Origin of the sequence: Rhizobium sp. SG741, assembly GCF_012275435.1 — a bacterium.
Taxonomy (GTDB): domain Bacteria; phylum Pseudomonadota; class Alphaproteobacteria; order Rhizobiales; family Rhizobiaceae; genus Rhizobium; species Rhizobium lusitanum.
Map to the genome: position 1 here is coordinate 1 of NZ_JAAZQP010000003.1, position 23,845 is coordinate 23,845.

At 60.4% G+C, this 23,845-nt stretch carries 24 protein-coding genes, 1 tRNA gene and 1 riboswitch; of the genes, 10 read left to right on the top strand and 15 right to left on the bottom strand.

Going from position 1 to position 23,845, the window contains the following annotated elements:
- Positions 1–116 precede the first annotated feature (116 nt).
- Positions 117–193: transfer RNA gene (locus tag FHT29_RS08440), tRNA-Met, on the top strand.
- 163 nt (positions 194–356) lie between these two features.
- On the opposite strand, the gene FHT29_RS08445 is transcribed toward FHT29_RS08440, so the two are convergent.
- The 4 genes from FHT29_RS08445 to FHT29_RS08460 are packed head-to-tail and all read right to left on the bottom strand — an operon-like array spanning position 357 to position 4,125.
- A complete protein-coding gene (locus FHT29_RS08445) occupies positions 357–1,415 on the bottom strand; it encodes an ABC transporter ATP-binding protein (RefSeq protein WP_047640354.1) in 1,059 nt (352 codons plus the stop codon).
- Between the two features lie 6 nt (positions 1,416–1,421).
- Positions 1,422–2,210 (bottom strand): ABC transporter permease, encoded by a 789-nt coding sequence (locus tag FHT29_RS08450; RefSeq protein ID WP_168599572.1) that lies wholly within the window; start codon positions 2,208–2,210, stop codon positions 1,422–1,424.
- Between the two features lie 4 nt (positions 2,211–2,214).
- On the bottom strand, positions 2,215–3,039 hold the full coding sequence (locus FHT29_RS08455) for an ABC transporter permease (RefSeq protein ID WP_113134368.1): 825 nt from the start codon (positions 3,037–3,039) through the stop codon (positions 2,215–2,217).
- A gap of 48 nt (positions 3,040–3,087) precedes the next feature.
- Positions 3,088–4,125 (bottom strand): ABC transporter substrate-binding protein, encoded by a 1,038-nt coding sequence (locus FHT29_RS08460; protein ID WP_168598791.1) that lies wholly within the window; start codon positions 4,123–4,125, stop codon positions 3,088–3,090.
- A gap of 268 nt (positions 4,126–4,393) precedes the next feature.
- On the opposite strand from FHT29_RS08460, the gene FHT29_RS08465 reads away from it, so the two are divergent.
- The 5 genes from FHT29_RS08465 to FHT29_RS08485 all read left to right on the top strand — a co-directional run bounded on the left by FHT29_RS08465 (position 4,394) and on the right by FHT29_RS08485 (position 9,717).
- On the top strand, positions 4,394–6,271 hold the full coding sequence (locus FHT29_RS08465) for an adenine deaminase C-terminal domain-containing protein (RefSeq protein ID WP_168599573.1): 1,878 nt from the start codon (positions 4,394–4,396) through the stop codon (positions 6,269–6,271).
- Between the two features lie 180 nt (positions 6,272–6,451).
- On the top strand, positions 6,452–7,267 hold the full coding sequence (locus FHT29_RS08470; protein WP_168599574.1) for a sugar phosphate isomerase/epimerase: 816 nt from the start codon (positions 6,452–6,454) through the stop codon (positions 7,265–7,267).
- Positions 7,268–7,602: 335 nt separating this feature from the next.
- The gene (locus FHT29_RS08475; RefSeq protein WP_037200907.1) at positions 7,603–8,391 is read left to right on the top strand and encodes an EAL domain-containing protein; all 789 of its coding nucleotides are present in this window, start codon (positions 7,603–7,605) and stop codon (positions 8,389–8,391) included.
- Positions 8,392–8,503: 112 nt separating this feature from the next.
- Positions 8,504–9,094, top strand: coding sequence for a helix-turn-helix domain-containing protein (locus tag FHT29_RS08480; RefSeq protein WP_202032581.1), 591 nt, complete (start codon positions 8,504–8,506; stop codon positions 9,092–9,094).
- 113 nt (positions 9,095–9,207) lie between these two features.
- A complete protein-coding gene (locus FHT29_RS08485) occupies positions 9,208–9,717 on the top strand; it encodes a MucR family transcriptional regulator (protein WP_244655105.1) in 510 nt (169 codons plus the stop codon).
- A 269-nt stretch (positions 9,718–9,986) separates the two neighbouring features.
- On the opposite strand, the gene FHT29_RS08490 is transcribed toward FHT29_RS08485, so the two are convergent.
- A complete protein-coding gene (locus FHT29_RS08490) occupies positions 9,987–11,594 on the bottom strand; it encodes an inorganic phosphate transporter (protein WP_168599575.1) in 1,608 nt (535 codons plus the stop codon).
- Positions 11,595–11,863: 269 nt separating this feature from the next.
- Between FHT29_RS08490 and FHT29_RS08495 the strand changes: the two genes are divergently transcribed.
- Positions 11,864–12,169, top strand: a complete 306-nt coding sequence (locus tag FHT29_RS08495) for a hypothetical protein (protein WP_080760617.1) — start codon at positions 11,864–11,866, stop codon at positions 12,167–12,169.
- Between the two features lie 140 nt (positions 12,170–12,309).
- Here FHT29_RS08495 and FHT29_RS08500 read toward each other — a convergent pair whose 3' ends face one another.
- Genes FHT29_RS08500 through FHT29_RS08510 form a run of 3 tightly spaced genes read right to left on the bottom strand, consistent with a single transcriptional unit; the run spans position 12,310 to position 13,933 of the window.
- Positions 12,310–12,969, bottom strand: a complete 660-nt coding sequence (locus FHT29_RS08500; protein ID WP_168599576.1) for a hypothetical protein — start codon at positions 12,967–12,969, stop codon at positions 12,310–12,312.
- 1 nt (position 12,970) lies between these two features.
- Positions 12,971–13,711 carry a CbtA family protein gene (locus tag FHT29_RS08505; protein ID WP_168599577.1) on the bottom strand — a complete coding sequence of 247 codons (741 nt, stop codon included), beginning with the start codon at positions 13,709–13,711 and terminating at the stop codon, positions 12,971–12,973.
- Between the two features lie 12 nt (positions 13,712–13,723).
- Positions 13,724–13,933, bottom strand: a complete 210-nt coding sequence (locus FHT29_RS08510) for a CbtB-domain containing protein (RefSeq protein WP_034512131.1) — start codon at positions 13,931–13,933, stop codon at positions 13,724–13,726.
- 59 nt (positions 13,934–13,992) lie between these two features.
- Positions 13,993–14,065: riboswitch (cobalamin riboswitch) on the bottom strand.
- Between the two features lie 100 nt (positions 14,066–14,165).
- Here FHT29_RS08510 and FHT29_RS08515 point away from each other — a divergent pair.
- Positions 14,166–14,732 carry a histidine phosphatase family protein gene (locus FHT29_RS08515; RefSeq protein ID WP_168599578.1) on the top strand — a complete coding sequence of 189 codons (567 nt, stop codon included), beginning with the start codon at positions 14,166–14,168 and terminating at the stop codon, positions 14,730–14,732.
- A 63-nt stretch (positions 14,733–14,795) separates the two neighbouring features.
- Here FHT29_RS08515 and FHT29_RS08520 read toward each other — a convergent pair whose 3' ends face one another.
- The 5 genes from FHT29_RS08520 to cyoA form a co-directional block, all read right to left on the bottom strand.
- A complete protein-coding gene (locus FHT29_RS08520) occupies positions 14,796–15,560 on the bottom strand; it encodes an SURF1 family protein (RefSeq protein WP_168599579.1) in 765 nt (254 codons plus the stop codon).
- A 192-nt stretch (positions 15,561–15,752) separates the two neighbouring features.
- Positions 15,753–16,157 carry a cytochrome o ubiquinol oxidase subunit IV gene (cyoD, locus tag FHT29_RS08525; RefSeq protein WP_037200882.1) on the bottom strand — a complete coding sequence of 135 codons (405 nt, stop codon included), beginning with the start codon at positions 16,155–16,157 and terminating at the stop codon, positions 15,753–15,755.
- Positions 16,154–16,783: a cytochrome o ubiquinol oxidase subunit III gene (gene cyoC, locus FHT29_RS08530; protein ID WP_168599580.1), complete on the bottom strand. Its 630-nt coding sequence runs from the start codon at positions 16,781–16,783 to the stop codon at positions 16,154–16,156. Before cyoC ends, cyoD begins: the two co-directional genes overlap by 4 nt.
- Before the next feature lie 5 nt (positions 16,784–16,788).
- Positions 16,789–18,792, bottom strand: a complete 2,004-nt coding sequence (cyoB, locus tag FHT29_RS08535; RefSeq protein ID WP_037200878.1) for a cytochrome o ubiquinol oxidase subunit I — start codon at positions 18,790–18,792, stop codon at positions 16,789–16,791.
- A 46-nt stretch (positions 18,793–18,838) separates the two neighbouring features.
- Positions 18,839–19,957, bottom strand: a complete 1,119-nt coding sequence (cyoA, locus tag FHT29_RS08540) for a ubiquinol oxidase subunit II (RefSeq protein WP_168599581.1) — start codon at positions 19,955–19,957, stop codon at positions 18,839–18,841.
- A 393-nt stretch (positions 19,958–20,350) separates the two neighbouring features.
- On the opposite strand from cyoA, the gene FHT29_RS08545 reads away from it, so the two are divergent.
- Positions 20,351–21,688 carry an MFS transporter gene (locus FHT29_RS08545; RefSeq protein WP_037200874.1) on the top strand — a complete coding sequence of 446 codons (1,338 nt, stop codon included), beginning with the start codon at positions 20,351–20,353 and terminating at the stop codon, positions 21,686–21,688.
- 56 nt (positions 21,689–21,744) lie between these two features.
- On the opposite strand, the gene FHT29_RS08550 is transcribed toward FHT29_RS08545, so the two are convergent.
- Together FHT29_RS08550 and FHT29_RS08555 are read right to left on the bottom strand one after the other, a co-directional pair.
- The gene (locus FHT29_RS08550) at positions 21,745–22,449 is read right to left on the bottom strand and encodes an LrgB family protein (RefSeq protein ID WP_037200873.1); all 705 of its coding nucleotides are present in this window, start codon (positions 22,447–22,449) and stop codon (positions 21,745–21,747) included.
- Positions 22,436–22,843, bottom strand: coding sequence for a CidA/LrgA family protein (locus FHT29_RS08555; RefSeq protein ID WP_092577294.1), 408 nt, complete (start codon positions 22,841–22,843; stop codon positions 22,436–22,438). Before FHT29_RS08555 ends, FHT29_RS08550 begins: the two co-directional genes overlap by 14 nt.
- A gap of 99 nt (positions 22,844–22,942) precedes the next feature.
- Here FHT29_RS08555 and FHT29_RS08560 point away from each other — a divergent pair, with 99 nt between their 5' ends.
- A complete protein-coding gene (locus tag FHT29_RS08560; protein WP_047640343.1) occupies positions 22,943–23,827 on the top strand; it encodes a LysR family transcriptional regulator in 885 nt (294 codons plus the stop codon).
- The last annotated feature ends 18 nt before the right edge of the window (positions 23,828–23,845 follow it).

Sequence of the window (23,845 nt, forward strand, 5' to 3'; positions counted from 1 at the left end):
AAAAGCGGCTTACGCTGGTAATACGGGACAAACCCTCCGGGTTTGCTCGGGCGCGATAAACCGCTCAAGCGGTTTACGCTGGACGCGATAAGCCGCTTTGCGGCTTACGCTGGTAACGCGGGGTGGAGCAGCCCGGTAGCTCGTCAGGCTCATAACCTGAAGGCCGCAGGTTCAAATCCTGCCCCCGCAACCAAATCACCCAAATGCATATACTTCAAAACGGCGATAAGACCGCCACCGCAGACCAATAAAATAGCCCGCTTCTCGCGGGCTTTCGGCGTTTAAGGTTAAGCTGATGGCCGCCAACCTCACCAGCAGACCCAAAAAGGCAAACTGCCCGCCTGGAAGCGTGGCTGTTACAGCTCCGGAGTGAGAATGCAGCATTGCTCGGGCACCGGCACGAGCACGGCCACATTGCCGGCTGCCAGCGGGTCCGACAAAGCGCCGTTGGCGACGATATCGCCGGCCGGCGTCGTGCATTGATATTGATAGGCCCGGCCGAGATAGGTTCTCGTTCCCAAGACCGCCGGCAAGCCATTGCCTTCCTGCTGCACCGAAAGGCCGTCGGCGCGGCAACCGAGGATGAAATCATCGGGAATAAGTCCGAAATCATCCTGCGACAGCGTGATCTTCGCGCCACCGGCGCCTTCTGCCGTGACTAGCGCCCCATCGCGCGCGATAGTCCGCAACGGCAGCAGGTTCTCGAAGCCGACGAAACGGGCAACGAAGGCATTGGCCGGTTTGCGGTAAAGGACTTCGGGCGTATCGAGCTGCATGATGCGGCCGGCATTCATGATGGCGACGCGATCCGAAATCGAGAAGGCTTCCTCCTGGTCATGCGTCACGTAAAGCGAGGTCGTGCCGTTTACGCGCTGTAGCTGCCGGATTTCGACGCGCATGTCGATCCTCAGCTTGGCGTCGAGATTGGAAAGCGGTTCGTCGAACATCAACAGCGGCGGCTCGATGACGAGGGCGCGCGCCAGCGCGACGCGCTGCTTCTGGCCGCCGGAGAGCGCGGCAGGAAGACGGTCGCCAAGGCCGGAAAGGCCGACGCGTTCCAGCATGGCCGCGGCTTTCTGCCGGCGCTCCTGTGCCGCGATGCGGCGTTGCTTCAGGCCGAAGGCAACGTTTTCTAGGACCGTCAGATGTGGAAACAGCGCATAGTTCTGGAACACCAGGCCGATATCCCGGGCATGCGCCGGAAGCGTGGTCAGATCGCGGTCACCCAGTCTTATCGCGCCGCTCGTCGGTTGCAGGAATCCGGCGACGAGCCGCAGCGTCGTCGTCTTGCCGCAGCCGCTGGAGCCGAGCAGCGAGACAAGCTCCCCCGCTGCGACGGACAGCGACAGGTCCTGCAGCACCGGCGTCTTGCCGTAATGGGCGCTGATGGATTGGATGGTAAGCGATACGGTCACGGGCGGCTACTTTGTCAGGAAGGTGAGGCCCAGGGTCGCTTCGACGACCGCCATGACGGCGACTGTCACGAGCATCAGCAGCACGGAGACCGAGGCGATGGTCGGGTCGAAGAACTGTTCCATATGGGCGAGGATCTGGATCGGAAGAGTGGAGATACCGGGACCGGTCAGGAAGACCGAGACGGAGACGTCGTTGATGGACGTGATGAAGGCGAGAATGAAGGCGGCGATGACGCCGGCGCGGATATTCGGCAGCACCACCGTCAGGAAGGTCTTCAGTGGCGGGCAGCCCAGGCTGATCGCCGCCTCTTCTATGGAGAAGTCGAAGCTGGCGAGGCTGGCGCTGACTACGCGCACGGAATAGGGCAGCACCAGCAGCGCGTGACCGATCAGCAGGCTTGGGAAGATCGGAAGTCCGAGGCCGATGGTGACCGATTTCATCAGCGAAAAACCGAAGACGATCTCCGGAACAAGGATCGGAAGGACGAAGAGCGTCGAAAGCCAGCTCGGCAACTCCACTCTGTATCGGCTGATGGCATAGGCGGCGGGGATGCCGATCAGCAGCGAAAGCGCTGTTCCAAGCAAGGCGAGTTCGAGGCTGGTAATGGCAGTCGTGCGAAAGGCCTCGATCTCGAAGATGTTCCAGAACCAGTGCAGCGTCAGGCCCTGCGGCGGGAAGGTGAGGTAGCTGGTGTCGCTGAAGGCGGAGCCGATGATGATGACGAGCGGCGCCAAAAGGAACAGGAAGACGCAAGCCGTGAAAGCGATGAGCGTTGGGTGGACGGATCTTGCCATATCGTCACACCGCCATCGGGTTTAGCCGTCGGGCGATGCGGCTCATGATCGCCACGATACCGATCGTCACGACGACCATGATGGCGGCAATCGTCGAGGCTCCGACCCAGTCGAAGGTGACCATGGCGCGCTGGTAGAGGAAGGTGCCCATCATCATCTGCTTTTCGCCGCCGAGCAGCTGCGGCGTGGCATAGGAGGTGAAGCTGCCGGTAAAGACCAGCACGGCGCCGACGATGAGGCCGGGCGTGGCGAGCGGCAGGATGACCTGTCTAAATGTCGCCGCCGGCGTCGCGCCGAGTGAAGTTGCCGCCTGTATCAGATCCTGCGGTATGCCTTCGAGCACACCGACGAGGGTGAGGATCATCAGCGGCACGAAAAGATAGACCATCGCGACGATGACCGAACCTTCGGTATAGAGCATCGAGAGCGGCTCGCTGATGACGCCGACCGAGAGCAGCATGGTGTTGAGAATGCCGTTCTTGCCGAGAATGATCAGCCAGGCGAAGGAGCGCACGACGACCCCGGTCAACAGGGGAAAGACCGCGGCGATGATCATCAGGCTTTTCGTGCGACCTGGCATTTGCGCGATCACATAGGCGGCAATGAACCCGATGACGAGGGAGATTGCCGTCGTCACAAGGGCGACTTCTATCGTTCGGTAGAGCACCGTGCGGCGAAAGCCGCTGGTGAAGAAGGCGACATAGGGAGAAAACATACCCTTGGGTTCGCCGAATGTCGCTGCGATCGTGATGATTACGGGGACGAGAAGGAATAGCACCACGGCTGTCATCGCCGGCGCCGTCAAACCCCATTTTGCAAGATGCTTCATCAAACGAATTCCGTAAGGGATGCCGCCGGGTCGCCGCGGCACGCCCTGTTACATGCCGAAGATCTCGTTCCAGCGATCGATCCAGTCCGATTGCGCTTCATTCAGCTTGGCATAATCGATGCGGGTGAGCTTGGCGATCATGTCGGGACCGTAGGTCCAGAGCTTCGCCTTGTCGGGCGTCAGCACGACCTTGGTGGAAACAGGCGCATCCACGCCCTGCTCGGCCTCTGCCTGCTGGACGTCCTTCGACAGGATGAAATTGATGAACTGGTGGGCGAGCTCGACATTTTCCGAGCCCTTGGGAATGTTGACCGTATTGAGGGTGGCGACATCGCCTTCCTTGAGAGTGGCCCAGGCCATCGTGGGAACGGCTGATTGCATCGATGCCAGGGTGAAGTCCTGTGCCAGAGCCACCTTGGCCTCGCCCGTCGAGATCAGGTTCACGAGCTCGGAGCCGGTATTGTAGTTCTTGACGACATTCGGCTTCAGCGCGCTGATCGCTTCGAAGGCCTTGTCGGCATCGTCATAGGGATCGGCACCTGCATGCTTGGCGGCCTGAAGCACCGTCAGTGGTCCGGCCGTCGTGGTGATGCCCGGAAGCGTGACGGCGCCCTTCAAGTCGTTGCGCCAGAGATCGTTCCAGGAGGTGATCGGCGTGACGACCTTCGTCGTATCGTAGACGATGCCCACGCGGCCGATCGTATAGGCGGGGCCGTAATTGCCCTGCGGTGCCTTGGCGAGATCGTAGAGATCGGCAAGGTTCGGAATCTTGCTGCGATCGAGCTCCTGAAAGAGACCCTGCTGAATGCCGACCTGCGAATAGCTGTCCGTCAGGTAGATCACATCGACGCCCTTGCCGCCGCGCAGCTTCAGCTTGTTGAGACGATCGGCATTGTTGCCCGTTTCGAAGACGACGTCGCAGCCGCAGATCTTCTTGAAAGGCTCGATAATGTTCGCCTTCATCTTCTCGCCGTTGTAGCCCCACCAGGAAATGGTCAGCGTTTTTGCCTGGGCATAGGCCGGTAGGGCGGCAGTGGCAGCAAGAATCGCAAAGCCCGCGACATGGGCAAGGGTGAGGCCTTTCATTATCGAAATCCTTTGGTCAATGAAATCAGGCATATGCTTCAAGCTTGCAGGATACTATTTTTCGAGCACCGGCTTTACAAGCCCAACAATTGAGCACGGGACAGTTTTTCCGCCGCTGCATCGGCAGGCCACGTATTTCGGCGCGCGTGATAGCCGGAAATGCAACCCTTTGAGATAATTTGGTTTCTTTCAAGCAAGACAGACCGCTTTACACACCGGATCGCCATCTCTACCCTCGGCGGATCGAATTCTCGCAGGCATGCCTATCATGACGTCTCCGACGACAAATCTCCCCGACGATCTGCTGGTGAACGCGGCTGACGAGGTGTTGATCCGCCAGGATCTGACGCTCACCGCACTTGGTCGCCGTCCTGCCGACCGCTTGCTGCGGGTCGGTCGACTGCTTGACGTGCATAGCCGCACCTGGCTCGAGGATCAGGAGATCGTCATCAAGGGCAGGCGCATCGCCTATGTCGGCCCGGCCGGCAGCTATGAGGGCGAGGTCGGCGAGCGTGTCCACGAGCCGCATCTTGTGGCCGTTCCCGGTTTCGGTGAGGCGCACAAGCATATCGAGAGCTCGCATTTGACGTCGGAATGGGAGGCCGCTCTGGTCATGCCGCACGGTGTCACCTGGACCTGCGAGGCGAGTCACGAGTTTTCCAATGTGAACGGCGCCCGCAATCTCGAATTCTGGCTTGAGGCGCGCCGTCGCGGATCGCCGATGAAGATCTTCCCCTTGCCGGGCTCGGCCGTGCCGCCGACGGCCTATGAATGGGGCGGCGGATACTTCGGCTATGACGAGCAGAAAGCCTTTCTCGGCGAAAGCCTGATGGTCGCCGGTCTCGACGAGGTGATGGATTGGCCTTCGGTCAGCAATCCGGAGAACCCGGCTTATGACCGTCTATGGGGCATGATCCGCGCCACTTTCGAGCAGCGTGGCGTCGTCGAGGGCCATGGCGCCGGCCTGCGCGATCTGGCTTCGATCAATGCCTTCGCCGGCGCGGGCCTCGCCTCGGATCATGAAGGCTGGTTCCTCGATGAAATCTGGGAGAAGCTGACGCACGGCCTGTTCATCGAGCTTCGGCCGCATTCCTTGCCCGAGGTCATTCAGGGGCTGATCGAGAAGGGCCTGTCCGACTGGTCGCAGATCGCTTTCGTCACGGATGACCGCAGCGCCTCCGATACGCTGAAAATCGGAGCGACCGATCACAATGTCCGGCTTGCGATCGAGAATGGATTGGCTCCCGAGATCGCCATTCAATGCGTGACGATCAATCCGGCGCGGCATATGCGGCTTACGCCCTGGGTCGGCTCGATTGCGCCCGGCCGCTTCGCCGATATCGTGCTTCTGGACGATGTTGAGAGGCTGTCGATCGCCAAGGTCTGGGCTGATGGTAAGCCGGCTTCCGAAGGCACGAGTTTCGTCGGCGTCCGTCCCGAGATCGACTGGCCGGATTGGGCGACGAAGACGGTGCGGATCGACAGGGTCGTCGCGCCACAGGATTTTCGCGTTGCCGCGCCCTCGGATGCCGCGACGGCGAAGGCGGCGCTGCTGCGGCCATTCCATTGGGCCGACGATTTCATCACCATGGATCTGCCGGTCCGGGATGGCGCCGTCCAGCGCGATCCGGATCGCAATGTCACCAAATTTGCGATCGTCGACCGGTTTTCGGGCGAGGCCAAGGTTTCCCGCATGTTCTGGCTGGGCACCGGACCGCGCACGCCGGATACGGCGCTCGGAGCGACGCTCGGCCACGACAAGCACAATATCTGGGTCGTCGGTTCCTCCGACGAAGCCATGGCAATGGTCGCCAATGCGCTCAATGAGCAGCAGGGCGGCTGGGTACTGGTTTCAGGTGGCAAGGTCGTCGCCCGTGTCCACTATGAGGTCGGTGGCCTGATGACGGCGCGATCGGCGGAGGAACTCGACGCGGAAATGCAGAGGCTTTATGCTGCCGGCGCTGAGATCGATTGGATGTACGAGCCGACTTTCTCGCCCCGCTGGTGGCCGGGTTTCCCCGAGCGCCTCTCCTTTGCGACGCTGACCTGCGCGCCATGGCGCTGGGTTCTTGTGGCGCCGTCTGAGCTTGCGCCGGAAGGTTTTGTCAACGTCGCGACTGGAGAGACGCATCCCGTCGTCTGGTAAGGGATAGCTATATCTCACGCATTGGATATCCTTTATCAGACGACGGGATATCAACGCGCCGGCTCTTGACGGCCGAACATCGTTTCATAATTATCCGTTTGGTTACTTACGCCGCACTGCGGGCGATGGGACAAGGCGGAGGAGGCCGTGGTGATTGCCGCTGACAATGATGGGCCCCACATGACGTTGGCATTTTCGACGCTCGGATGCGCCGACCTCGAATTGGACGAAGCCCTTGCCTTGGCGGCGCGCTACGGTCTCGATGCCATCGAAATTCGCGCGCTTGGCGGCACGATCGATCTGGCGACTCATTTTACCGAAAGATTCGGTTCGCCTGCCGGCCTCGCGCGTGCGCTGGAAGCCTCCGCCGTGCGCGTTTGCGCCTTCAACACCTCGCTGCGGCTCGTCGGCGCGACATCCCAGGCAAAGGAAGAGTTCCTGCGCTATCTGCCTTGGGCGGAGGCGGTCGGCGTCAGATCCCTGCGGGTTTTCGATGGCGGCGATAGCGGAGATGCCGGAGAAGTGGCGGAGGCTCTGTCGACACTGCAATGGTGGCGTGAAACGGCCGTCCGCGAGGGTTTCAGTGCGGAGATGATCGTGGAGACACATGATTTTCTCGTGCAGCCGGATGCCATCGCTCGTCTTCTGGAAGGAGCGCCCGATTGCGCGCTTCTCTGGGATACCCACCACACCTGGCGCAAGGGTGGGCAGGATCCTGTTGAGACCTGGAAACAGGTGCGGGGCAATACGCGGCATCTTCATGTGAAGGACAGTATCTCCAAGCCGGGGCCGAAGCTGCCATATAGCTATGTGCTGCCGGGCAGCGGTGAATTTCCGATGGCTGCGCTGCGTTCCGCGCTCGCCGCCGATGGTTATGACGGTGTCATGAGCCTCGAATGGGAGAAGCTGTGGCACGTCGAACTGCCGTCGTTGGATCTGGCTCTTCAGGCGGCAAGGCGAAGCGGCTGGTGGCCTCCGGCGGCGGCCGGAAAGTGACTGGCGAAGTTCGTTAATAATTTAGTTGAATTAGAAATAAGAAAAACGCGCGGTGTTTGACTTTTGCAATGGTTTGTTAATTAGTGTATTAGCATAAAGTAACTATAAATATTATCGGCGCATCGCGTTGGGTTGACTATCGTCTTCGGCGCAATATCTCCGGCTCATTGAAGGGAACCTCGGTGACATGGGGTTTAAAGGTGTCTGGAAGATGGGAGGAGCGGATTCTAGGCACCAGAAATCTGATGCATCGCAGGCGCATGCGCGGCTTTCAGTCATCGTTCTTTGGTTCCGGATTTCCGCTTGCGGTCATGTCCCTGGCCAAGGGAGGTTTGATGATCGGTAATGGGATTCGCAGCGAGGAGGGACATAGCGCCCTGATTTTACAGGCGATCGCCGACGGTGGCCTGAGCTTTGCGGCGCAATGGATCCATGACGTCGAGAATATCGAGGAGATCGCCTATGCGGAAAGCCTGGCGCGCGTAACGGATTCCGATGGTATCGTTCATACGGCAGGAACGTTCGTTTCGCTTCTCGAGCAACAGGATCGCTGGTTCGATCTCGATTTGCGCATGCTCGACATGGTGTTGTCAGCCTTGGCGGCGGACGCGACCCTTGTACTCGGCTGTAATTTGTCCGTGGCCAGCCTATCCCATCCCGAATGCTTTGCCGGCATCGTCAGCCGAATCGCCCGCCAGCCAGAGCTTACTCCCCGGCTTGTCGTGGAGATCACCGAAACCTATCCGCTCACTGGTGCTGCCATAGAGTGCGTGAAGATGATCCGCGCACTCGGTTGTCGCATCGCGATCGACGATTTCGGTTCCGGTTTTGCCACGCCGGAATCCCTGCTTCAGGTCGCTAGCGACATCGTCAAAATCGACGCCTGCTTCATCCGCGACAATAGGCCAAGCCGCGAGGGCCGCAACAGTCTTTCATATATTGTCGGTTTTGCCGCATGTTTCGCCCCATCGGTCGTCGTCGAGGGCGTCGAGACGGAGTCGCAGCTGGAGGCCGCGCGAATGGCCGGCGCAACGCATGTGCAGGGCTTCCTGTTGTCGAAGCCGGTTTCGCTGACGCAGCTTCGGCGGCCTGAGGGCACGGCTGGCATGAGGGGGGTAGGATGAGCATTCCTGCTGTTGCCCGGCCGTGCGGCGTCGGAATCCGGATACGCCATATCCGGAATTCATGCGCGGTTCGTATCACAGAGGCCTTCATGTTGGCCAAGCGGGTGCTGCCATGATCAAGCATCCGCTCTCTGCCGCCGATTATGAAGCCGCCTCCGCCAGCGCCACGTGTGATCTCAAGACCAAGACATTGTTGCGTGCCTTGGTGTGTCGTCTTCGCGATTTGTTCTCCGATGCAGGCTTTCCGCTGTCCGTCATCTTCACGGGCGGCACCGAGCCTCATGTCACCATCCGCGATGAAACGGCGGGAATCTCCGCGCGTATAGCGATCGACGCCGAAAGCGGCCTGTATGTCTTTTACGAACTTGGCTGTCGCGCAACCGTTATTGTCCTGGCAACGGCGAACGAAAATCGATTGATCGAAGAGATCGCCCTCCACCTTGGCGGCGACAGTCCGGTGCCGCAAACGATCGACACCGCCGTCAGCGTTCTCGTCGGCCAGACGACCGAAGATGTCGAGCGCAAGCTTATCCTGCAGACGCTTCATCACTGCGATGGAGACCCCACTCACACGGCATTCATGCTCGGCATGCCACTCGTTGTCCTCTGTAACAAACTGGCGGTCTATTTTGCGGACTCCGCCAGGAGACTGCCGGAAGCACCCACCGGTGCAGGCCGGAGAGCGGTGGGCGGCCGACCATGATCGCGGACGCACCTGATGCGAACGTATTCTATCCCGGCGACAATGCCGGGGAAACCGGCGCCAGGAAGACGGCGCAATTCGAACCGGTGCGGGGCCTGGAACGGGCTTCGCATATGACCCAATCGCGCTGGGCGGCGCACGAGGAACCAAATGAGATCCGGGAAAAGATCATGGATTCTTTCAGTGAGAGAAAAAACCCCGCACCACCACCGCAATCGCATTTTCTATTTGAAGGCTGTGTGAAGATTGTTTCGGCCTATGTCGCTCACAACGCCATTTCGGCCGCCAGCCTTCCCAAGCTGATCAAGGATATCCACGGCGCGCTGCAAGCTTTGCGCAGCTCTGCTCCCGTTGCCGCGCGCAGCAATCTGGTGCCGGCGGTGGATTTGAAGAAATCGGTGACGAACGACTATATCGTCTGCCTCGAGGACGGCAAACGCTTCAAAACGCTGAAACGCCATTTGCGCGTGCACTACGGCATGACACCTGAGGAATATCGCCAGAAATGGGGTTTGGCGCCAAACTATCCGATGGTCGCACAAAATTATGCGAACCGTCGGTCGGAACTCGCCAAGCTTTCCGGTCTTGGCGCCAATGGCAACAGAAAGGAAACTGTTCGCTAGGGCAATTCCCGGAAAAGTGCGTAGCGGTTTTCCGTTCGGAATTGCGTAAAAACAATAGCATAGAGCGGTCAGGCGATTCCGTGAAACGCGTAACCGCTCTAGCACGTCCGCGTGAGAAAGCGTGCGGATCACGACGGGGATTGCGGACGTTTCGCCGTACCAGCTGTGCGGCGCTACGCTGCAAGGATAATGGCGCCCTACGAGGGGGCGCCATTATCTTTTTGGGCCATTTGTCGGGCAAAATCGGCAGGGCCGATGAAACGTGTCGATCAGAAGACCTGACGGAGCACAAGGAACAGCATGAAGGCGAGCGCGATCGAGGCCGGCAGCGTCAGGATCCAGGCCATCAGCATGTTCCGCACGGTCGACCACTGCAGGCCGGAGCCGTTCGCCGCCATGGTGCCGGCGACGCCCGAGGACAGGACGTGCGTGGTGGAAACCGGCAAGCCGAGGTGGTCAGCCGCACCGATCGTCAGCATGGCGACGACTTCGGCGGCCGCACCCTGGCCGTAGGTCAGATGGGTCTTGCCGATCTTTTCGCCGACGGTGACGACGATACGCTTCCAGCCGACCATGGTGCCGAGACCGAGTGCCAGCGCCACGGCAACCTTCACCCAGAGCGGGATGAACTTCGTCGCATGGTCGACGGCGGCGTGATAGTTGGTAACGGCCTTCAGATCGTCGGCGCTCATCGGCAGCAGCTTCTGCTTGTCGATCAGCTTCAGCGATTCACCGATCAGATAGATGTCGTTGCGCACGTTGCCGACGAGCTCGTTCGGCAGCTTTTCGACGCTCGGATAGGCGGCGATCTCGGCGCTGGTGGTGTGGATATAGGCCTGAAGTGCAGGCGTCGTTGCATCCGACCATGTCTTGCTCTTGACGGCATCGCTGACGGCGGCCTTCGGATCGGCAGGCGCGGTCACACCGGGCTTCACATACTTGCCGAGCACGGTTTCGACCTGCGCCGAAGCGGCCTTGTAGGCCTCGAGATAGTTGATGTCGGGCGTCTTGTTGAGAGCGAAGGCGGTCGGGACGAGACCGATGAGGATGAGCATGATCAGGCCCATGCCCTTCTGGCCGTCATTCGAGCCGTGGGCAAAGCTGACCCCGGTGCAGGTGAAGATCAGCAATGCGCGAATCCACGGCGGCGGCGGCGCGTTGCCCTTCGGCGCTTCATAAAGCTCCTTGTTGCGGATCAGAACCTTGGAAACCAGCAGCAGCAAAGCGGCCGCACCGAAGCCGATGATTGGCGACAGCAGCAGCGACATGCCGACGCTGCTGGCCTGCGACCAGTCGACGCCGCTGGTGGCGGAGCCGGCGGGTGCCAGAAACTGATTGGCAAGGCCGACGCCGATGATGGAGCCGACGAGCGTGTGCGAGCTCGACGCCGGCAGGCCCAGATACCAGGTACCGAGGTTCCATATGATGGCGGCAGTGAGCAGGGCGAAGACCATCGCAAGGCCCGAGCCGGAGCCGACCTGCAGGATCAGTTCGACGGGCAGAAGCGCCAGTATGCCGAAAGCGACGGCGCCGGAAGAGGTCAACACACCGAGGAAATTGAAGAACCCGGACCAGATGACGGCGAATTCGGCCGGCAGCGAGCGGGTGTAGATGACGGTGGCGACCGCATTGGCCGTATCGTGGAAACCGTTGACGAATTCGAAACCCAGCGCGATCAGCAGCGCGAGGCCGAGCAGGATCCACGGAACCGCAGCTGCCTCGGCAAGATCGTTGCCGAGAGCGTAGCCGACATAGGCGAGGCCGCCGAGCACGACGACGCCGAAGAGCGGCAGAAACCATTTCGCCGAACCGCTGGCGCCGTGAATTGGGTGATTGGCGTTGCCACCCTCCACGTTGTTTGAAACGACGTTCACCATCTCAAACTCCCTTATGGCAAATGATATCCCTGATTTAAGCGCCGTTCATGAAACTCTCGTGACGCCTGTAAAGACCGATAGGCGTTTTGCGAATGGGCCGGGATTTCCTTATGGAAAGATGACGAAGCGGCAGAAGAAATCCTTGCTCCGGAGGGCAATCCTGGCGGCTCTCGATTTCGCCGCCAAAACGCCTTTTTCGGTTCAGCCCGTGTTCATCCGCTTGGGTTTTAAATCCCGCATGTAAGGGACTTGGATAGAGGACCACCAAAATGAGATCGTCCGTGTTTGCCATCGCTGCTTTACTTGGTGGCCTGGCTGTATCTTCGGCAGAAGCAATGCCTGTTCCCGCTGTCGGGACAACGGCTGCCGTGCCGGTCGTGAAAGTTGACTATGCCTGCGGTCGTGGCTGGCATGTGACCCGCTGGGGCGAATGCCGCCCGAACCGGTGGGGACCGCCGCCGCCGCGTTATGGCTGGGGGCATAGGCCGCCACCGCCATGGGGCTGGTACGGTCATCGCGACTACCGCGATGGCTGGCACGGAGACGGCCGCTGGCGCCGTCATCGCGACTGGTGAAATTAAAACACCGCCGCAAGCTCTGCGGCGGTGTTTTTTTAAAGCGATTCCAGGAAAAGTGGCTAGCGGTTTTCCGTCCGGAATTGCGCGAAACAACAATATAGAGCGGCTATGCAATTCCCCGAAACGTGTAACCGTCTCTAAGGACGGGGTTCTGTCCGCAGCGCCCGCGCCGTCAGCCACAGTCCGGCGACGGTTGCCAGCAAGGCCGACAGGATGGCCAAGAGGCTTCTGGCGTGCAGAATGATGTCGGTGAGTTTCGGCCGGATCATGTCGGCAGTATTGAAGCTTTCGCCGCTGAATTTGCACAGGATAAGCGATAGATTGTTGTGCACGAGCGTAGCGTCGATCTCCGAGACGAGATCGCCGACGGGCGCCGTTTCATTCTTCATCGTCCGCATATGAAGCAGCACCGCCTTGGCTGCCGCGAGATAGGCGTGCGAGCATTCGTTGAACGGACTTTCCTCGTCGCTCACACTGCCGGGCATCATCCCCCAGAGACAATAGGCGCGCTGGATCTGCGCGAAATTCAGCAGGCGGCGGAAGGTTTCGTCGGTATCCGATGCGTTTTCCGCAAGCGCGACGATCCGCCCGTAATAGGGTGCGATGACAGCCATTTCGCCATGTGGGAGGCTTGGTATCGGGATGCCGGTTTGGTTTCCCGACGAGCTGCCGCCATGGGCGGCAAGCACTGTCGGCCAACAAGACAGCACGAGGCAGAGCGCGGCGAGCAAGGCGCCGCTTCTATGCAGGCGTTTCCCGCGCACGAGATCATGCGCGGGATGGGATGGATTTGCCATGCTAGGCTCGGCGTAGCGCCGGGTTGCGGTAGCGTGTCTGCGGCAGCTCTCGCTCCGCCCAGGCTCCGAAGGCAAGCCCGAGGGTGGCCCACAGGATCGCGTGCATACCGAGCGATGCAATCCGGAACCGCCAGAGCACAACGGCCGAGAACTGTTCCGGCACTTCGTTGATCGACGGAAGCAGGTACTGGATCAGTGCGATGAAGACGATGTAGCCGATGCCGGCAAGGATCGCCCCGTTCCATGATCCGTAACGTGCCGCCAGCCGGCGACCCAGCCCGACCGCGACGATCATGCCGACGATCGAAGCAACGATCATGATGAAGAACAGCTCGGTCCTGGCGCCGATCGTGTCGGAATTGCCGACCGCTGGCGGGTTTGCCGGGTACTTGATATCGGGGACGAGCGAAATCGTCACGAAAGCCGCGATTGCGAGCAATGCTGCCGTGCCACGCGCGCCGAGCGGGCTGATGCGGCCGTAGACGAAGGAGAAGACCAGCGCGAACAACCCGCCGATTGCCGTCGAAAAGATCACGGTGCCGGTGAAAAGACCGATGCCTGACTGTGTGGCGCGGCTGACGATTTCCGGTTCCGGCGCTTCGCCGGCTGCCTGCGCGGCCTTTTCTTCAAAGCCGATCGCCCAATCGACCAGCGGCTCGCCGAAAGTGTGGGCGAAGGCAAAAACGAGAATGCCGGCAAGGGCCCCGACGATCATGCCGCGGAGCAAAAGACGTCCAACCATGTGCCTTGTCCCTTAGTGGCAGGGGAAACCGAGCAGGTGACGGGCATCATGCACGAATTCGTGCACATACATGCCTGATATCAGCGAGGTCGCGCCTTCCTCGGCGCCGACGAAATAGATCGCCAGCAGCATCAACAGGCCGGCGAAAACAGCCCATGGCAGGATTTGGCCGAGCGGGATCGGCTGGGGGATTGCGGATGGTGCGAAAGCGGTGTCAGACATTGTCGTTCCCTCTTTAAGAAAAGCGCGTTCCATTTGCGGAAGGGTTCTTTACGGGAAGGGTCTGGCTCTCGAGGGCGAAGCTTCCGTCATCGATTACAGTGGCGCGACCGCGCCGGGATTTCACCGGCTTCCACACCCGTAAGTGCAAGTTTATATCTGTCCACAAAGATGATTGTCAATCAAACGCTGTTGCGATGTTAAATCGCGACAAGGCATGGGGATATCGAGTGTCATGAAGGCACGCCTGAGCTGGATTTGTCATGGGCCGACGGAAGCCAATCGAAAGGGCTGTTTTCCGGACGACGAGCCGTTGGAAGCGAAAGCAGCGCAGCGAGCCAAGTTGCCCGTTGCCAGGCTCGCAACGATCGATCGGGTCTGGACGGCCCCGGCGATGCGCGCGCGTCAGACGGCCGCTATCCTCGGTCCTGACGCCATCCTTGAAACTGCCTTGCGCGAATGTGACTACGGCGAGTGGTGCGGAAAATCGCTTGCCGAACTTCATGAAAGTGATCCGGAATCCCTGGCGCTATGGATGACAGATTTGGACGCCGCACCGCATGGCGGCGAATCTCTGTCGTCGGTCGTGTTGCGCATTGGCGAATGGATGGGGCATCATCTTCATGATGCCGGTCACACCGTCGCCGTCACCCATGCCAGCGTCATCCGCGCTGCTGTCCTGCACGTGTTGCAGGCCCCGCTTGCGGCATTCTGGACGATCGACGTCGAGCCGTTCGGCATGGTCGAGATGACGAGCGACGGCCGGCGCTGGCAGCTTCGCTTCCCGCGGATGGTGGAATAGAGCAATTCCAGGAAAAGTGCCTAGCGGTTCTGTCCGGAATTGCGGAAAACAATACCATGGGGATCAGCGGACCGCCTTCGCCCGCTGCCGTTCGAAATAGACGAGGAATACTGCGAGGCCGAGCGTCATGACAGCCAGTCCGTACCAGGTAATGGCATAGACGAGATGGCTGTTGTGGAAGACGATCTGCGTCAATCCTCCAACCGGCAGGTCGCCCGGATTTTTCGTATCGTCCGCGTCGATGAAGTAGGGCGCCACGTTCTGCAGGCCGCGCACGTCGGCTATCGCGTTCACGTCGCGTGAATACCAGCGCTCCTCCGCCGGCACATTGGAACGCAGCAGCGTGCCCTTGGGCTCGTTGATCCGCAGCAAGCCGGTGACGGTCGTCTCGTCGCTGATCTGGCCGGCCGGACGCGTCGCCGGCTTGCGCTTGTCTGTGGGAACAAAGCCGCGATTGACAATGACGATCGTCCCGTCGGCTTCCTTCAGTGGTGTCAGCACCCAATAGCCGGGGCCGAGCACGGTCGAGGCATAGACCTGCGTTTCCTTGTCGTTGAGGAAAGTGCCGCTCACCTGGACACGCTTGTATTCGGAGTTTTCGGCTGTCACGTCAGCCCATTGCGCTGGTCCCGGCGCCGGAACCGCCGGTGCGTGCACGCGGGCATCGACCCTGGCGATCAGATCGAGCTTCCAATGCAGCCGCTGCACCTGCCAGGTGCCGAGGCCGATCAGGAGCGCGGTCAGCAGCAGGAGCAGCAGCACCCAGATGGCGAGCTTGAGCATCGAGCGAGGCTTATCGGGAGACGTTGTCGAAGGAGTATCGGTCATGCGCTGGTCTCCGGGGGACGCGCTGCCGCATGATTTCGGGAGGTGCGAAACGGCCTTCGCGGAATATCATGCGTCGTCTGGGAAATTGGGCTGCGAACCTCGTGCGTCCCGAGGGCTGTGCCACGCAGCATCCGGCGGAACTCTCGCGCCGGAAAGAGGGCGGGCCTCCTGTCGAAGGCCCGCCGCTTGCGATCAAGGCATGTTGCGCATCATCTCGGGCGACATGGGCATCATGTTCGAGTTGAGGTGATGCATGACCCAGAGCGAGCCGGAAAGGGCGATGATGACAAGCACGATGGTGAAGATCAGCGCCATCATGTTCCAGCCGCCTTCCGAACGGGTGTTCATGTGCAGGAAGTAGATCATGTGCACGATGATCTGGATCGCGCCGAGCACCATGATCAGGGCGGCTGTCACGACGGGATCGGAGAAGACCTTTGCCATGACCAGCCAGAAGGGAATGGCGGTCAGGATGACGGAAAGAACGAACCCCGTCATGTAGCTCTTGAAGGTGCCGTGAGCGGCCTCGTGACCGCCATGGTGGTCGTGACCGTGGGCGTCGGCGGAATGATGCGAATGGTCGGTGTTCGAGCTCATCCGAGAACTCCCATGAGGTAGACGAAGGAAAACACGCCGATCCAGACGACGTCGAGGAAGTGCCAGAACATCGAAAGGCACATCAGGCGGCGCTTGTTCTCGGGGATGAGGCCATGCTGGCCGGTCTGCACCATCAGTGTGATCAGCCAGACGATGCCGACGGTGACGTGCAGCCCGTGCGTGCCGACCAGGGTGAAGAAGGCCGACAGGAAGGCGCTGCGCTGCGGGCCGGCGCCGTCGAGGATCAGGTGATAGAACTCGTAGAGTTCGAAGAAGATGAAGGCTGCGCCGAACAGGCCGGTGATCGCCAGCCACATCATCGTTCCCGACTTATTGTCCTTCTCCATCGCCAGCATGGCGAAGCCATAGGTGATGGAGGAGAAAAGCAGCATCGCCGTGTTGAGGGCGACGAGCGGCAGCTCGAAGAGGTCGGCCGGAGAAGGGCCTGCCGCGTAGTTATGGCCGAGCACGGCATAGGTCGCGAAGAGGACTGCGAAGATCAGGCAGTCGCTCATGATGTAGATCCAGAAGCCCAGCGTGGTGCTGCCTTCCGGATGATACTCTTCCGTCATGTAGAAGGCGGGCGTTTCGCCGCCCTTGGGAGCATGTGCGGTTTGGGTCGTCATGGGTCTTATACCTGTCCTGCGAGCAGCTTCGTACGCTCGTTCTCGGTCTTCACGACCTCCTCGGCGGGAATGTGGAAGTCGCGCTTATAGTTGAAGGTATGGCCGATCGTAATGATGATCATCGCGGCGAAGGTGATGGCGGCGAGCCACCAGATGTACCAGATCATGCCGAATGCGAAGGCGATCGAGAGAACGCCGAGGATGATGCCCGTCCCCGTGCTCTTCGGCATGTGGATCGGTATGAAGCCTTCGGTCGGCCTGACGTAGCCGCGGCTCTTCATGTCCCACCAGGCGTCGTTGTCGTGGACGATCGGCGTCAGCGCGAAATTGTATTCCGGCGGCGGCGAGGACGTGGACCATTCCAGCGTGCGGCCGTTCCACGGGTCGCCGGTCACGTCGCGAAGCTCTTCGCGCTTGATGAAGCTGACGACGAGCTGGATGATGAAGGAGGCGATGCCGATGGCGATCATCACGGCGCCGAGCGCGGCGACGATGAAGTAGATCTGCAGCGAGGGATCGTCGAACTGCGAGACGCGGCGGGTGACGCCCATCAGGCCGAGCACGTAGAGCGGCATGAAGGCGAAGTAGAAGCCGACGACCCAGAACCAGAAGGACATCTTGCCCCAGAACGGATCGAGCTTGAAGCCGAAGGCCTTCGGGAACCAGTAGGCGATGCCGGCGAACATGCCGAACAGCACGCCGCCGATGATGACGTTGTGGAAGTGGGCGATCAGGAACAAGGAATTGTGCAGCACGAAGTCTGCCGGCGGAACCGCAAGCATGACGCCGGTCATGCCGCCGATCGTGAAGGTGACCATGAAGGCCACGGTCCACAGCATCGGCACTTCATAGCGGATGCGGCCGCGATACATGGTGAAGAGCCAGTTGAACAGCTTCGCACCCGTCGGGATCGAGATGATCATCGTCGTGATGCCGAAGAAGGAGTTGACGCTGGCACCCGAACCCATGGTGAAGAAGTGGTGAAGCCAGACCAGGTACGACAGGATGGTGATGACGACGGTGGCGTACACCATCGAGGCATAACCGAAGAGGCGCTTGCCGGAGAAGGTGGCGACGACTTCCGAGAACACGCCGAAGGCCGGCAGGATCAGGATGTAGACTTCCGGGTGACCCCAGATCCAGATGAGGTTGATATACATCATCGGGTTGCCGCCAAGGTCGTTGGTGAAGAAGTTCGTGCCGGCGTAGCGGTCGAGCGACAGCAGGGCGAGAACGGCAGTCAGGACCGGGAAGGCGGCGACGATCAGCACGTTGGTGCAGAGCGCGGTCCAGGTGAAGACGGGCATTTTCATCATCGTCATGCCTGGCGCACGCATCTTGACGATGGTCGCGACGAGGTTGACGCCCGACAGCAGCGTGCCGATGCCGGCGACCTGCAGGCCCCAGATGTAATAGTCGACGCCGACGTCGGGACTATAGGCGCTTTCCGACAGCGGCGGGTAGGCGAGCCAACCGGTCTTTGCGAACTCGCCGATGAACAGCGAGATCATGATGATGATCGCGCCGGCCGTCGTCATCCAGAAGGAGAAGTTGTTGAGGAACGGAAACGAAACGTCGCGTGCGCCGATCTGCAGCGGCACGACGAAGTTCATCAGACCCGTCACCATCGGCATCGCCACGAAAAAGATCATGATGACGCCATGGGCGGTGAATACCTGGTCGTAGTGGTGCGGCGGCAGGAAGCCGTCCGATCCGTTGAAGGCGAACGCCTGCTGGGCACGCATCATCAGTGCGTCGGAAAAGCCGCGCAGCAGCATGATCAGCGCCAGCACGATGTACATGATACCGATCTTCTTGTGGTCGATGCTGGTGAACCATTCCTTCCAGAGATAGCCCCAGAGGCGGAAATAGGTGAGCACGCCCAGAAGAGCGATGCCGCCGATGGCGACACCGATGAAGGTCACGACGAGGATCGGCTCGTGATAGGGGATGGACTCGAGCGTCAGCCGACCGAAGATGAATTTATAGAGGTCCGGGTTGGAAAACATGGATTGCCTCTGTCCTTATAAATGTCTTGTTACTAAGCGCACCGGATCAGTGACCCTGGTGCTGCGCCGAACCGGTCGACGAATCTGAAGAAGAGCCGTTGCCCATATCCATGCCCTGCATCGAATTATCGCCATGCTGCATGGTATGGTCCGCGGAGCCGTCCGTCTTTACGGGCGTTGCGTCCGCGTGACCGGCGCCGCGGTTGTCGTAGATCAGACGCTCGCGGTTTTCCTGGCTTTCCTTGCCGGCGCCGCCCTTGGCATCGATATGCATCATTTCGCTCATGCACATCTTGCTCGGATCGGCGCACATGTTGAGGATGGCGTTGTAGAGACCATCATCGACGGCGTTGAAGTACTGCACCGGATTGCGTTCGCTCGGCTGAGCGAGGCTCAGATATTCCGGGCGGCCGAGCGCCGTGCCCTGGCTCTTGGCCTTCTGGATCCACTGGTCGAAATCCGCCTGGTTCAGGCCATGGAACTTGAAGCGCATGTGCGAGAAGCCGGCGCCGCTATAGTTGGCGGACAGGCCCTGGAATTCGCCGGGATGATTGATGACGGCGTGCAGCTTGGTCTCCATGCCCGGCATGGCGTAGATCTGGCCTGCCAGTGCCGGGATGAAGAAGGAGTTCATCACCGAGGAAGCCGTGATCTTGAAGTTGATCGGCCTGTCGACCGGGGCGGCCATTTCGTTGACCGTGGCGATGCCGTAGTCCGGATAGAAGAAAAGCCATTTCCAGTCGAGCGCGACGACCTCGACCGTCAGCGGCTTCACGTCGGCGCTTATCGGCTTGTCGGCGGCGATGCGGTCGAGCGGTCTGTAGGGGTCCAGCTGGTGGGTGCTGATCCAGGTGACGGCGCCGAGCGCGATGATGATGGCGAGCGGGGCGGACCAGATGACCAGTTCGAGACGTGTCGAATGATGCCAATCCGGCTCGTAGGCTGCCTCTTTGTTCGACTGGCGATATTTCCAGGCGAAGAACAGCGTGAGGAAGATCACCGGTATGATGATGACCAGCATCAGGACGACCGAGACGATGATCAGGTTGCGTTGCTGTACGGCGATGTCGCCGGAGGGGGTCATCACCACCATGTTGCAGCCTGACAGCAGCAAAATCAGGGGGAGGACAAATAAGCGGCTGAAAATCTTCGCTAGTCTTAGCACGTCTTAAAGCTCTTTTTGTTTCGACCGTACCGCGACTAAAGGACGGCGGTCATGAACGATATGAGGTGTTTCGTCGCACCGCAACAAGCGCAAGTGCGGTGCGGCATGAAATGCCGTTCCCCCCTATCGGGGAAATCCTGAGAAATCTAGAAGGTTCTCCGGCGGCCATTCGCTTTTTATGGCGGCCAATATACCCGGATCGGAACAAATGGCTACCGATGGTAGTTCCCCGGCTATCGGGAATGCGGCGACAAAGGCGGAAATCGTGTCACTTGCCTCTAATTTGCGAATTATTTCATGCTCCAGTCTTGATATGTTCGCGCGTTTGATCGACATTTTCATTATGCGCGAATTCGTGGAGGAGTTCGCGCTCGGAGTGGGAGGCTCCCGTACATGGTCAGCGTGACACATGAAACACTGAACCCTACATCTTCAACTCTCGAGAGCGATGCCCGCAGTATGCATGCCGGTGGTGCGGTCGCCCCGGGCAACATTGCCATCGGCGTGATCATCGGTCGCACGTCCGAGTTTTTCGATTTCTTCATCTATGCCATTGCCTCGGTGCTGGTTTTTCCGAAGCTTTTCTTTCCCTTCGCAGACCCGCTGCGTGGCACGTTGCTCTCCTTCCTGGTCTTCGCGCTGGCGTTCATCGCCCGCCCGATCGGATCGTTCATTTTCATGGCGATCGACCGGAGATACGGTCGCGGCGTCAAGCTTACGATCGCACTGTTCCTGCTTGGCGGCTCGACGGCGGCGATGAGCTTTCTGCCGGGCTACTCCGAGGTCGGTGTCTATGCGATCGTCCTGCTCGCCACCTTCCGCATCGGCCAAGGCCTTGCGCTCGGCGGCGCCTGGGACGGCCTGGCCTCGCTGCTGGCGCTGAATGCACCCGCCAATCGCCGTGGCTGGTATGCGATGATCCCGCAGCTCGGCGCCCCCATCGGCTTCATGCTGGCGAGTGCGCTGTTTGCCTATTTGATCACGAGCCTGACGACGGCGGACTTCCTCGATTGGGGTTGGCGTTACCCGTTCTTCTGCGCCTTCGCGGTCAACGTGGTCGCGCTGTTTGCCCGCCTGCGTCTGGTGGCGACCGAAGAATTCGGCACTCTGCTGGAGCGCCATGAGCTCGAGCCCGTGAAGATGACGGAACTGCTGCGCGTGCATGGCCGCGACGTGCTGATCGGCGCCTTCGTGCCGCTCACAAGCTTCGCGACCTTCCATCTGGTCACCGTCTTCCCGCTCAGCTGGGTGACGCTTTACAGCGAGCAAACTCCCGGCTCATTCCTGTTGATGGAGTTCCTCGGCGCCATTTGCGGCATCGTCTCCATCATCTGTTCCGGCCTCATTGCCGACCGGATCGGCCGTCGCAATCAGCTCGCCGTCGCCGCAGTGTTGATCGCCTGCTTTGCCTTCGTCGCGCCATGGCTGCTCGATGGCGGCGTCACCGGCCGTCACATCTATGTGGTCCTCGGCTTCACGCTGCTCGGCCTTTCTTTCGGTCAGGCGGCGGGCGCCAGTGCCTCGCGCTTCAGCCGCAATTATCGCTATAGCGGCTCGGCCTTGACGTCGGATCTGTCCTGGCTGATCGGCGCGGGCTTTGCGCCCTTCGTGGCGCTGAGCCTCTCCAGCCAGTTCGGCCTCGTCTATACCAGCCTCTATCTGCTGTCCGGCGTCGTTTGCACGCTGGTCGCGATCTTCTTCAGCAAGACGCTGGAGACGAAGGACAGCTGAGCCGGATTTTCGAATTGAAAAAGGCCGCGGCGTGCGAGCGTCGCGGCCTTTTTCGTTCAGGCCGAATGCATCAGCCATGCGATCAACGGTGCCGCCAGCACATTGGTCAGCCCTACCAGCACCATGACCAGCCCGGCGATTGATCCTTCTTCGCGGCCGATCTCGTTGGCCTTCGCGACGCCGACACCATGTGCCCCCATGCCGAACAGCGCGCCGCGGGCGATACCGGACCGGAGCGGCAGCAGCCGTAAGAGCGTCTGGCCGATGACGGCGCCAAACAGGCCGGTGATGACCACGAAGACGGCGGTGAGATTTGGCACGCCGCCGATGTCGCCCGATACGACCATGGCGAAAGGCGTGCTGATCGAGCGCGGCATCAGGCTGAGACGCAGGCTTTCATCAAGGCCGAGAAGGCTGGCAAACCCCCAGGCCGAGACCATGGCCGTGGTGCTGCCGACCGTTACCCCGAACAAAAGCACGGGCCAATAGCGCTTGATAAGATTCCGCTGCTCGTAGATCGGCACCGCGAAGGCAACGGTCGCCGGCCCCAGCAAGGCAAGCAGCCAACGGCTGTCATGCATATAATCCTGATAGCTCGCATGCAGGACGAGGGCGATGAGGATCAGAACCGTCGGCGCTGCGATCAGCGGCGACAGCCACAGCAAAGGCCGGCGGCGATAGAGCGCTTTGGAAAGATAGTAGAGGCCGATCGTCGCCAATGGCCAGAACAGACCGGATGCAGTCGCTTCAATTGCGGACATGACGGGATACTCCCTGGCGCATCATCAGGCGGCAACCGATATCGATCGCAATCGCAGTGACACCCATGACGATGATGGTGCCGACCAGAATGACGGCCAGCACTTTCAGCCCGACGATCCCGATGAATTCGCCATGGTCTAGCACCGCGAGCACAGCCGGCACGAAGAACAGCAGCATTTCGGCCAGAAACCATTCCGCTCCACGCTGCATGCTTGCGACCCCCACCTTGCCGCTCGCAAACAATGCCAGCACCAGCAGCATGCCGGCGATGGCGCCGGGTATGGGCAGATGCACAAGGCGCACGATGGCCTCACCCGCCTGCCAGAAGGCCAATAGCAGCAGGATCTGAGCCAGGCGGCTCAGTTTCGGACGGTCTTGCAGGTCGATGCGCATGGGAAAACTCGGGGAAATCGGATGGCCTGAAGATAGTCGTATCCCGCCCATGAATAAAATGAATTGATTTCATTAAATTCAGTCCTGTATGGAATAGTGATGGAACTTCGAACGCTGCGAGCCTTTGTCGAGGTGGTGCGCCAGGGCGGCTTTTCGGAAGCGGCTAAGGTGGTGTTCGCGACCCAGTCCGCCGTAAGCAAGGCCGTGCGACAGCTCGAGGACGAGCTTGGTCTGCCGCTGCTCAATCGCATCGGCCATCGCACGACGCTGACGGATGCCGGCGAGGTCGTCTATCGCCGGGCGATAACGCTCCTTGCCGGGCGCGACGATCTTCTCGCCGAACTCGCCGAATTGCGTGGCCTCGCACGCGGCACTCTGCGGCTCGGCCTGCCGCCGATCGGCAACGATGCGCTGTTCGCGCCGGTATTTGCCGTCTTCCGTAGCCGCTATCCCGGCATCGAGATCAAGCTGGCGGAGCAGGGCGCCAAGCGGCTGGAGGAGATGGTGCTTTCCGACGAGGTCGATCTCGGCGCCTCGCTTCTGCCGACGCTCGATGCGTTCGAGTGGCAGAGCGTGCGTTGCGAGCCGATGCATGTGCTGCTGCCATCAACGCATCCGCTTGCCGGCCATGAGACGGTTTCGCTCGCGGCGCTGCAAGGCAATCCCTTCATTCTGTTCGAAACCGGCTTTGCCCTTAATGGCATCATTCTCGATGCCTGTCGCATCGCCGGCTTCGCGCCCGATATCGTCGCACGCTCAAGCCAGATCAATTTCATCGTCGAGTTGGTCGCCGCCGGTCTCGGTGTCGGCTTCCTGCCGCGGCTGATCGCCGAGCAACGCCTGCGCCCCGGCATCAGCCACGCGCTCGTTGTCGAACCTGACATGCAGTGGCACATGGCATGGATTTGGCGGCGGGGCGGTTACCTGTCGCATGCCGGCCGTGCCTGGCTCGAGCTTGCCGCAGAGGTGTCAGTGAAAACTTGACTCCGTTGTAAAACTTTT

Bases quoted from the DNA above. Each gene is read 5' to 3' on its own strand.
- FHT29_RS08460 (WP_168598791.1), bottom strand. From the start codon at position 4,125: ATGAAAGGCCTCACCCTTGCCCATGTCGCGGGCTTTGCGATTCTTGCT.
- FHT29_RS08450 (WP_168599572.1), bottom strand. From the start codon at position 2,210: ATGGCAAGATCCGTCCACCCAACGCTCATCGCTTTCACGGCTTGCGTC.
- FHT29_RS08555 (WP_092577294.1), bottom strand. From the start codon at position 22,843: ATGCGCATCGACCTGCAAGACCGTCCGAAACTGAGCCGCCTGGCTCAG.
- FHT29_RS08520 (WP_168599579.1), bottom strand. From the start codon at position 15,560: ATGACCGATACTCCTTCGACAACGTCTCCCGATAAGCCTCGCTCGATG.
- FHT29_RS08465 (WP_168599573.1), top strand. From the start codon at position 4,394: ATGACGTCTCCGACGACAAATCTCCCCGACGATCTGCTGGTGAACGCG.
- FHT29_RS08475 (WP_037200907.1), top strand. From the start codon at position 7,603: ATGATCGGTAATGGGATTCGCAGCGAGGAGGGACATAGCGCCCTGATT.
- FHT29_RS08560 (WP_047640343.1), top strand. From the start codon at position 22,943: ATGGAACTTCGAACGCTGCGAGCCTTTGTCGAGGTGGTGCGCCAGGGC.
- FHT29_RS08470 (WP_168599574.1), top strand. From the start codon at position 6,452: ATGACGTTGGCATTTTCGACGCTCGGATGCGCCGACCTCGAATTGGAC.
- FHT29_RS08505 (WP_168599577.1), bottom strand. From the start codon at position 13,711: ATGGTTGGACGTCTTTTGCTCCGCGGCATGATCGTCGGGGCCCTTGCC.
- cyoB (WP_037200878.1), bottom strand. From the start codon at position 18,792: ATGTTTTCCAACCCGGACCTCTATAAATTCATCTTCGGTCGGCTGACG.
- FHT29_RS08510 (WP_034512131.1), bottom strand. From the start codon at position 13,933: ATGTCTGACACCGCTTTCGCACCATCCGCAATCCCCCAGCCGATCCCG.
- cyoD (WP_037200882.1), bottom strand. From the start codon at position 16,157: ATGAGCTCGAACACCGACCATTCGCATCATTCCGCCGACGCCCACGGT.
- FHT29_RS08545 (WP_037200874.1), top strand. From the start codon at position 20,351: ATGGTCAGCGTGACACATGAAACACTGAACCCTACATCTTCAACTCTC.
- FHT29_RS08515 (WP_168599578.1), top strand. From the start codon at position 14,166: ATGAAGGCACGCCTGAGCTGGATTTGTCATGGGCCGACGGAAGCCAAT.
- cyoC (WP_168599580.1), bottom strand. From the start codon at position 16,783: ATGACGACCCAAACCGCACATGCTCCCAAGGGCGGCGAAACGCCCGCC.
- FHT29_RS08500 (WP_168599576.1), bottom strand. From the start codon at position 12,969: ATGGCAAATCCATCCCATCCCGCGCATGATCTCGTGCGCGGGAAACGC.
- FHT29_RS08480 (WP_202032581.1), top strand. From the start codon at position 8,504: ATGATCAAGCATCCGCTCTCTGCCGCCGATTATGAAGCCGCCTCCGCC.
- FHT29_RS08455 (WP_113134368.1), bottom strand. From the start codon at position 3,039: ATGAAGCATCTTGCAAAATGGGGTTTGACGGCGCCGGCGATGACAGCC.
- FHT29_RS08485 (WP_244655105.1), top strand. From the start codon at position 9,208: ATGACCCAATCGCGCTGGGCGGCGCACGAGGAACCAAATGAGATCCGG.
- FHT29_RS08550 (WP_037200873.1), bottom strand. From the start codon at position 22,449: ATGTCCGCAATTGAAGCGACTGCATCCGGTCTGTTCTGGCCATTGGCG.
- FHT29_RS08490 (WP_168599575.1), bottom strand. From the start codon at position 11,594: ATGGTGAACGTCGTTTCAAACAACGTGGAGGGTGGCAACGCCAATCAC.
- FHT29_RS08495 (WP_080760617.1), top strand. From the start codon at position 11,864: ATGAGATCGTCCGTGTTTGCCATCGCTGCTTTACTTGGTGGCCTGGCT.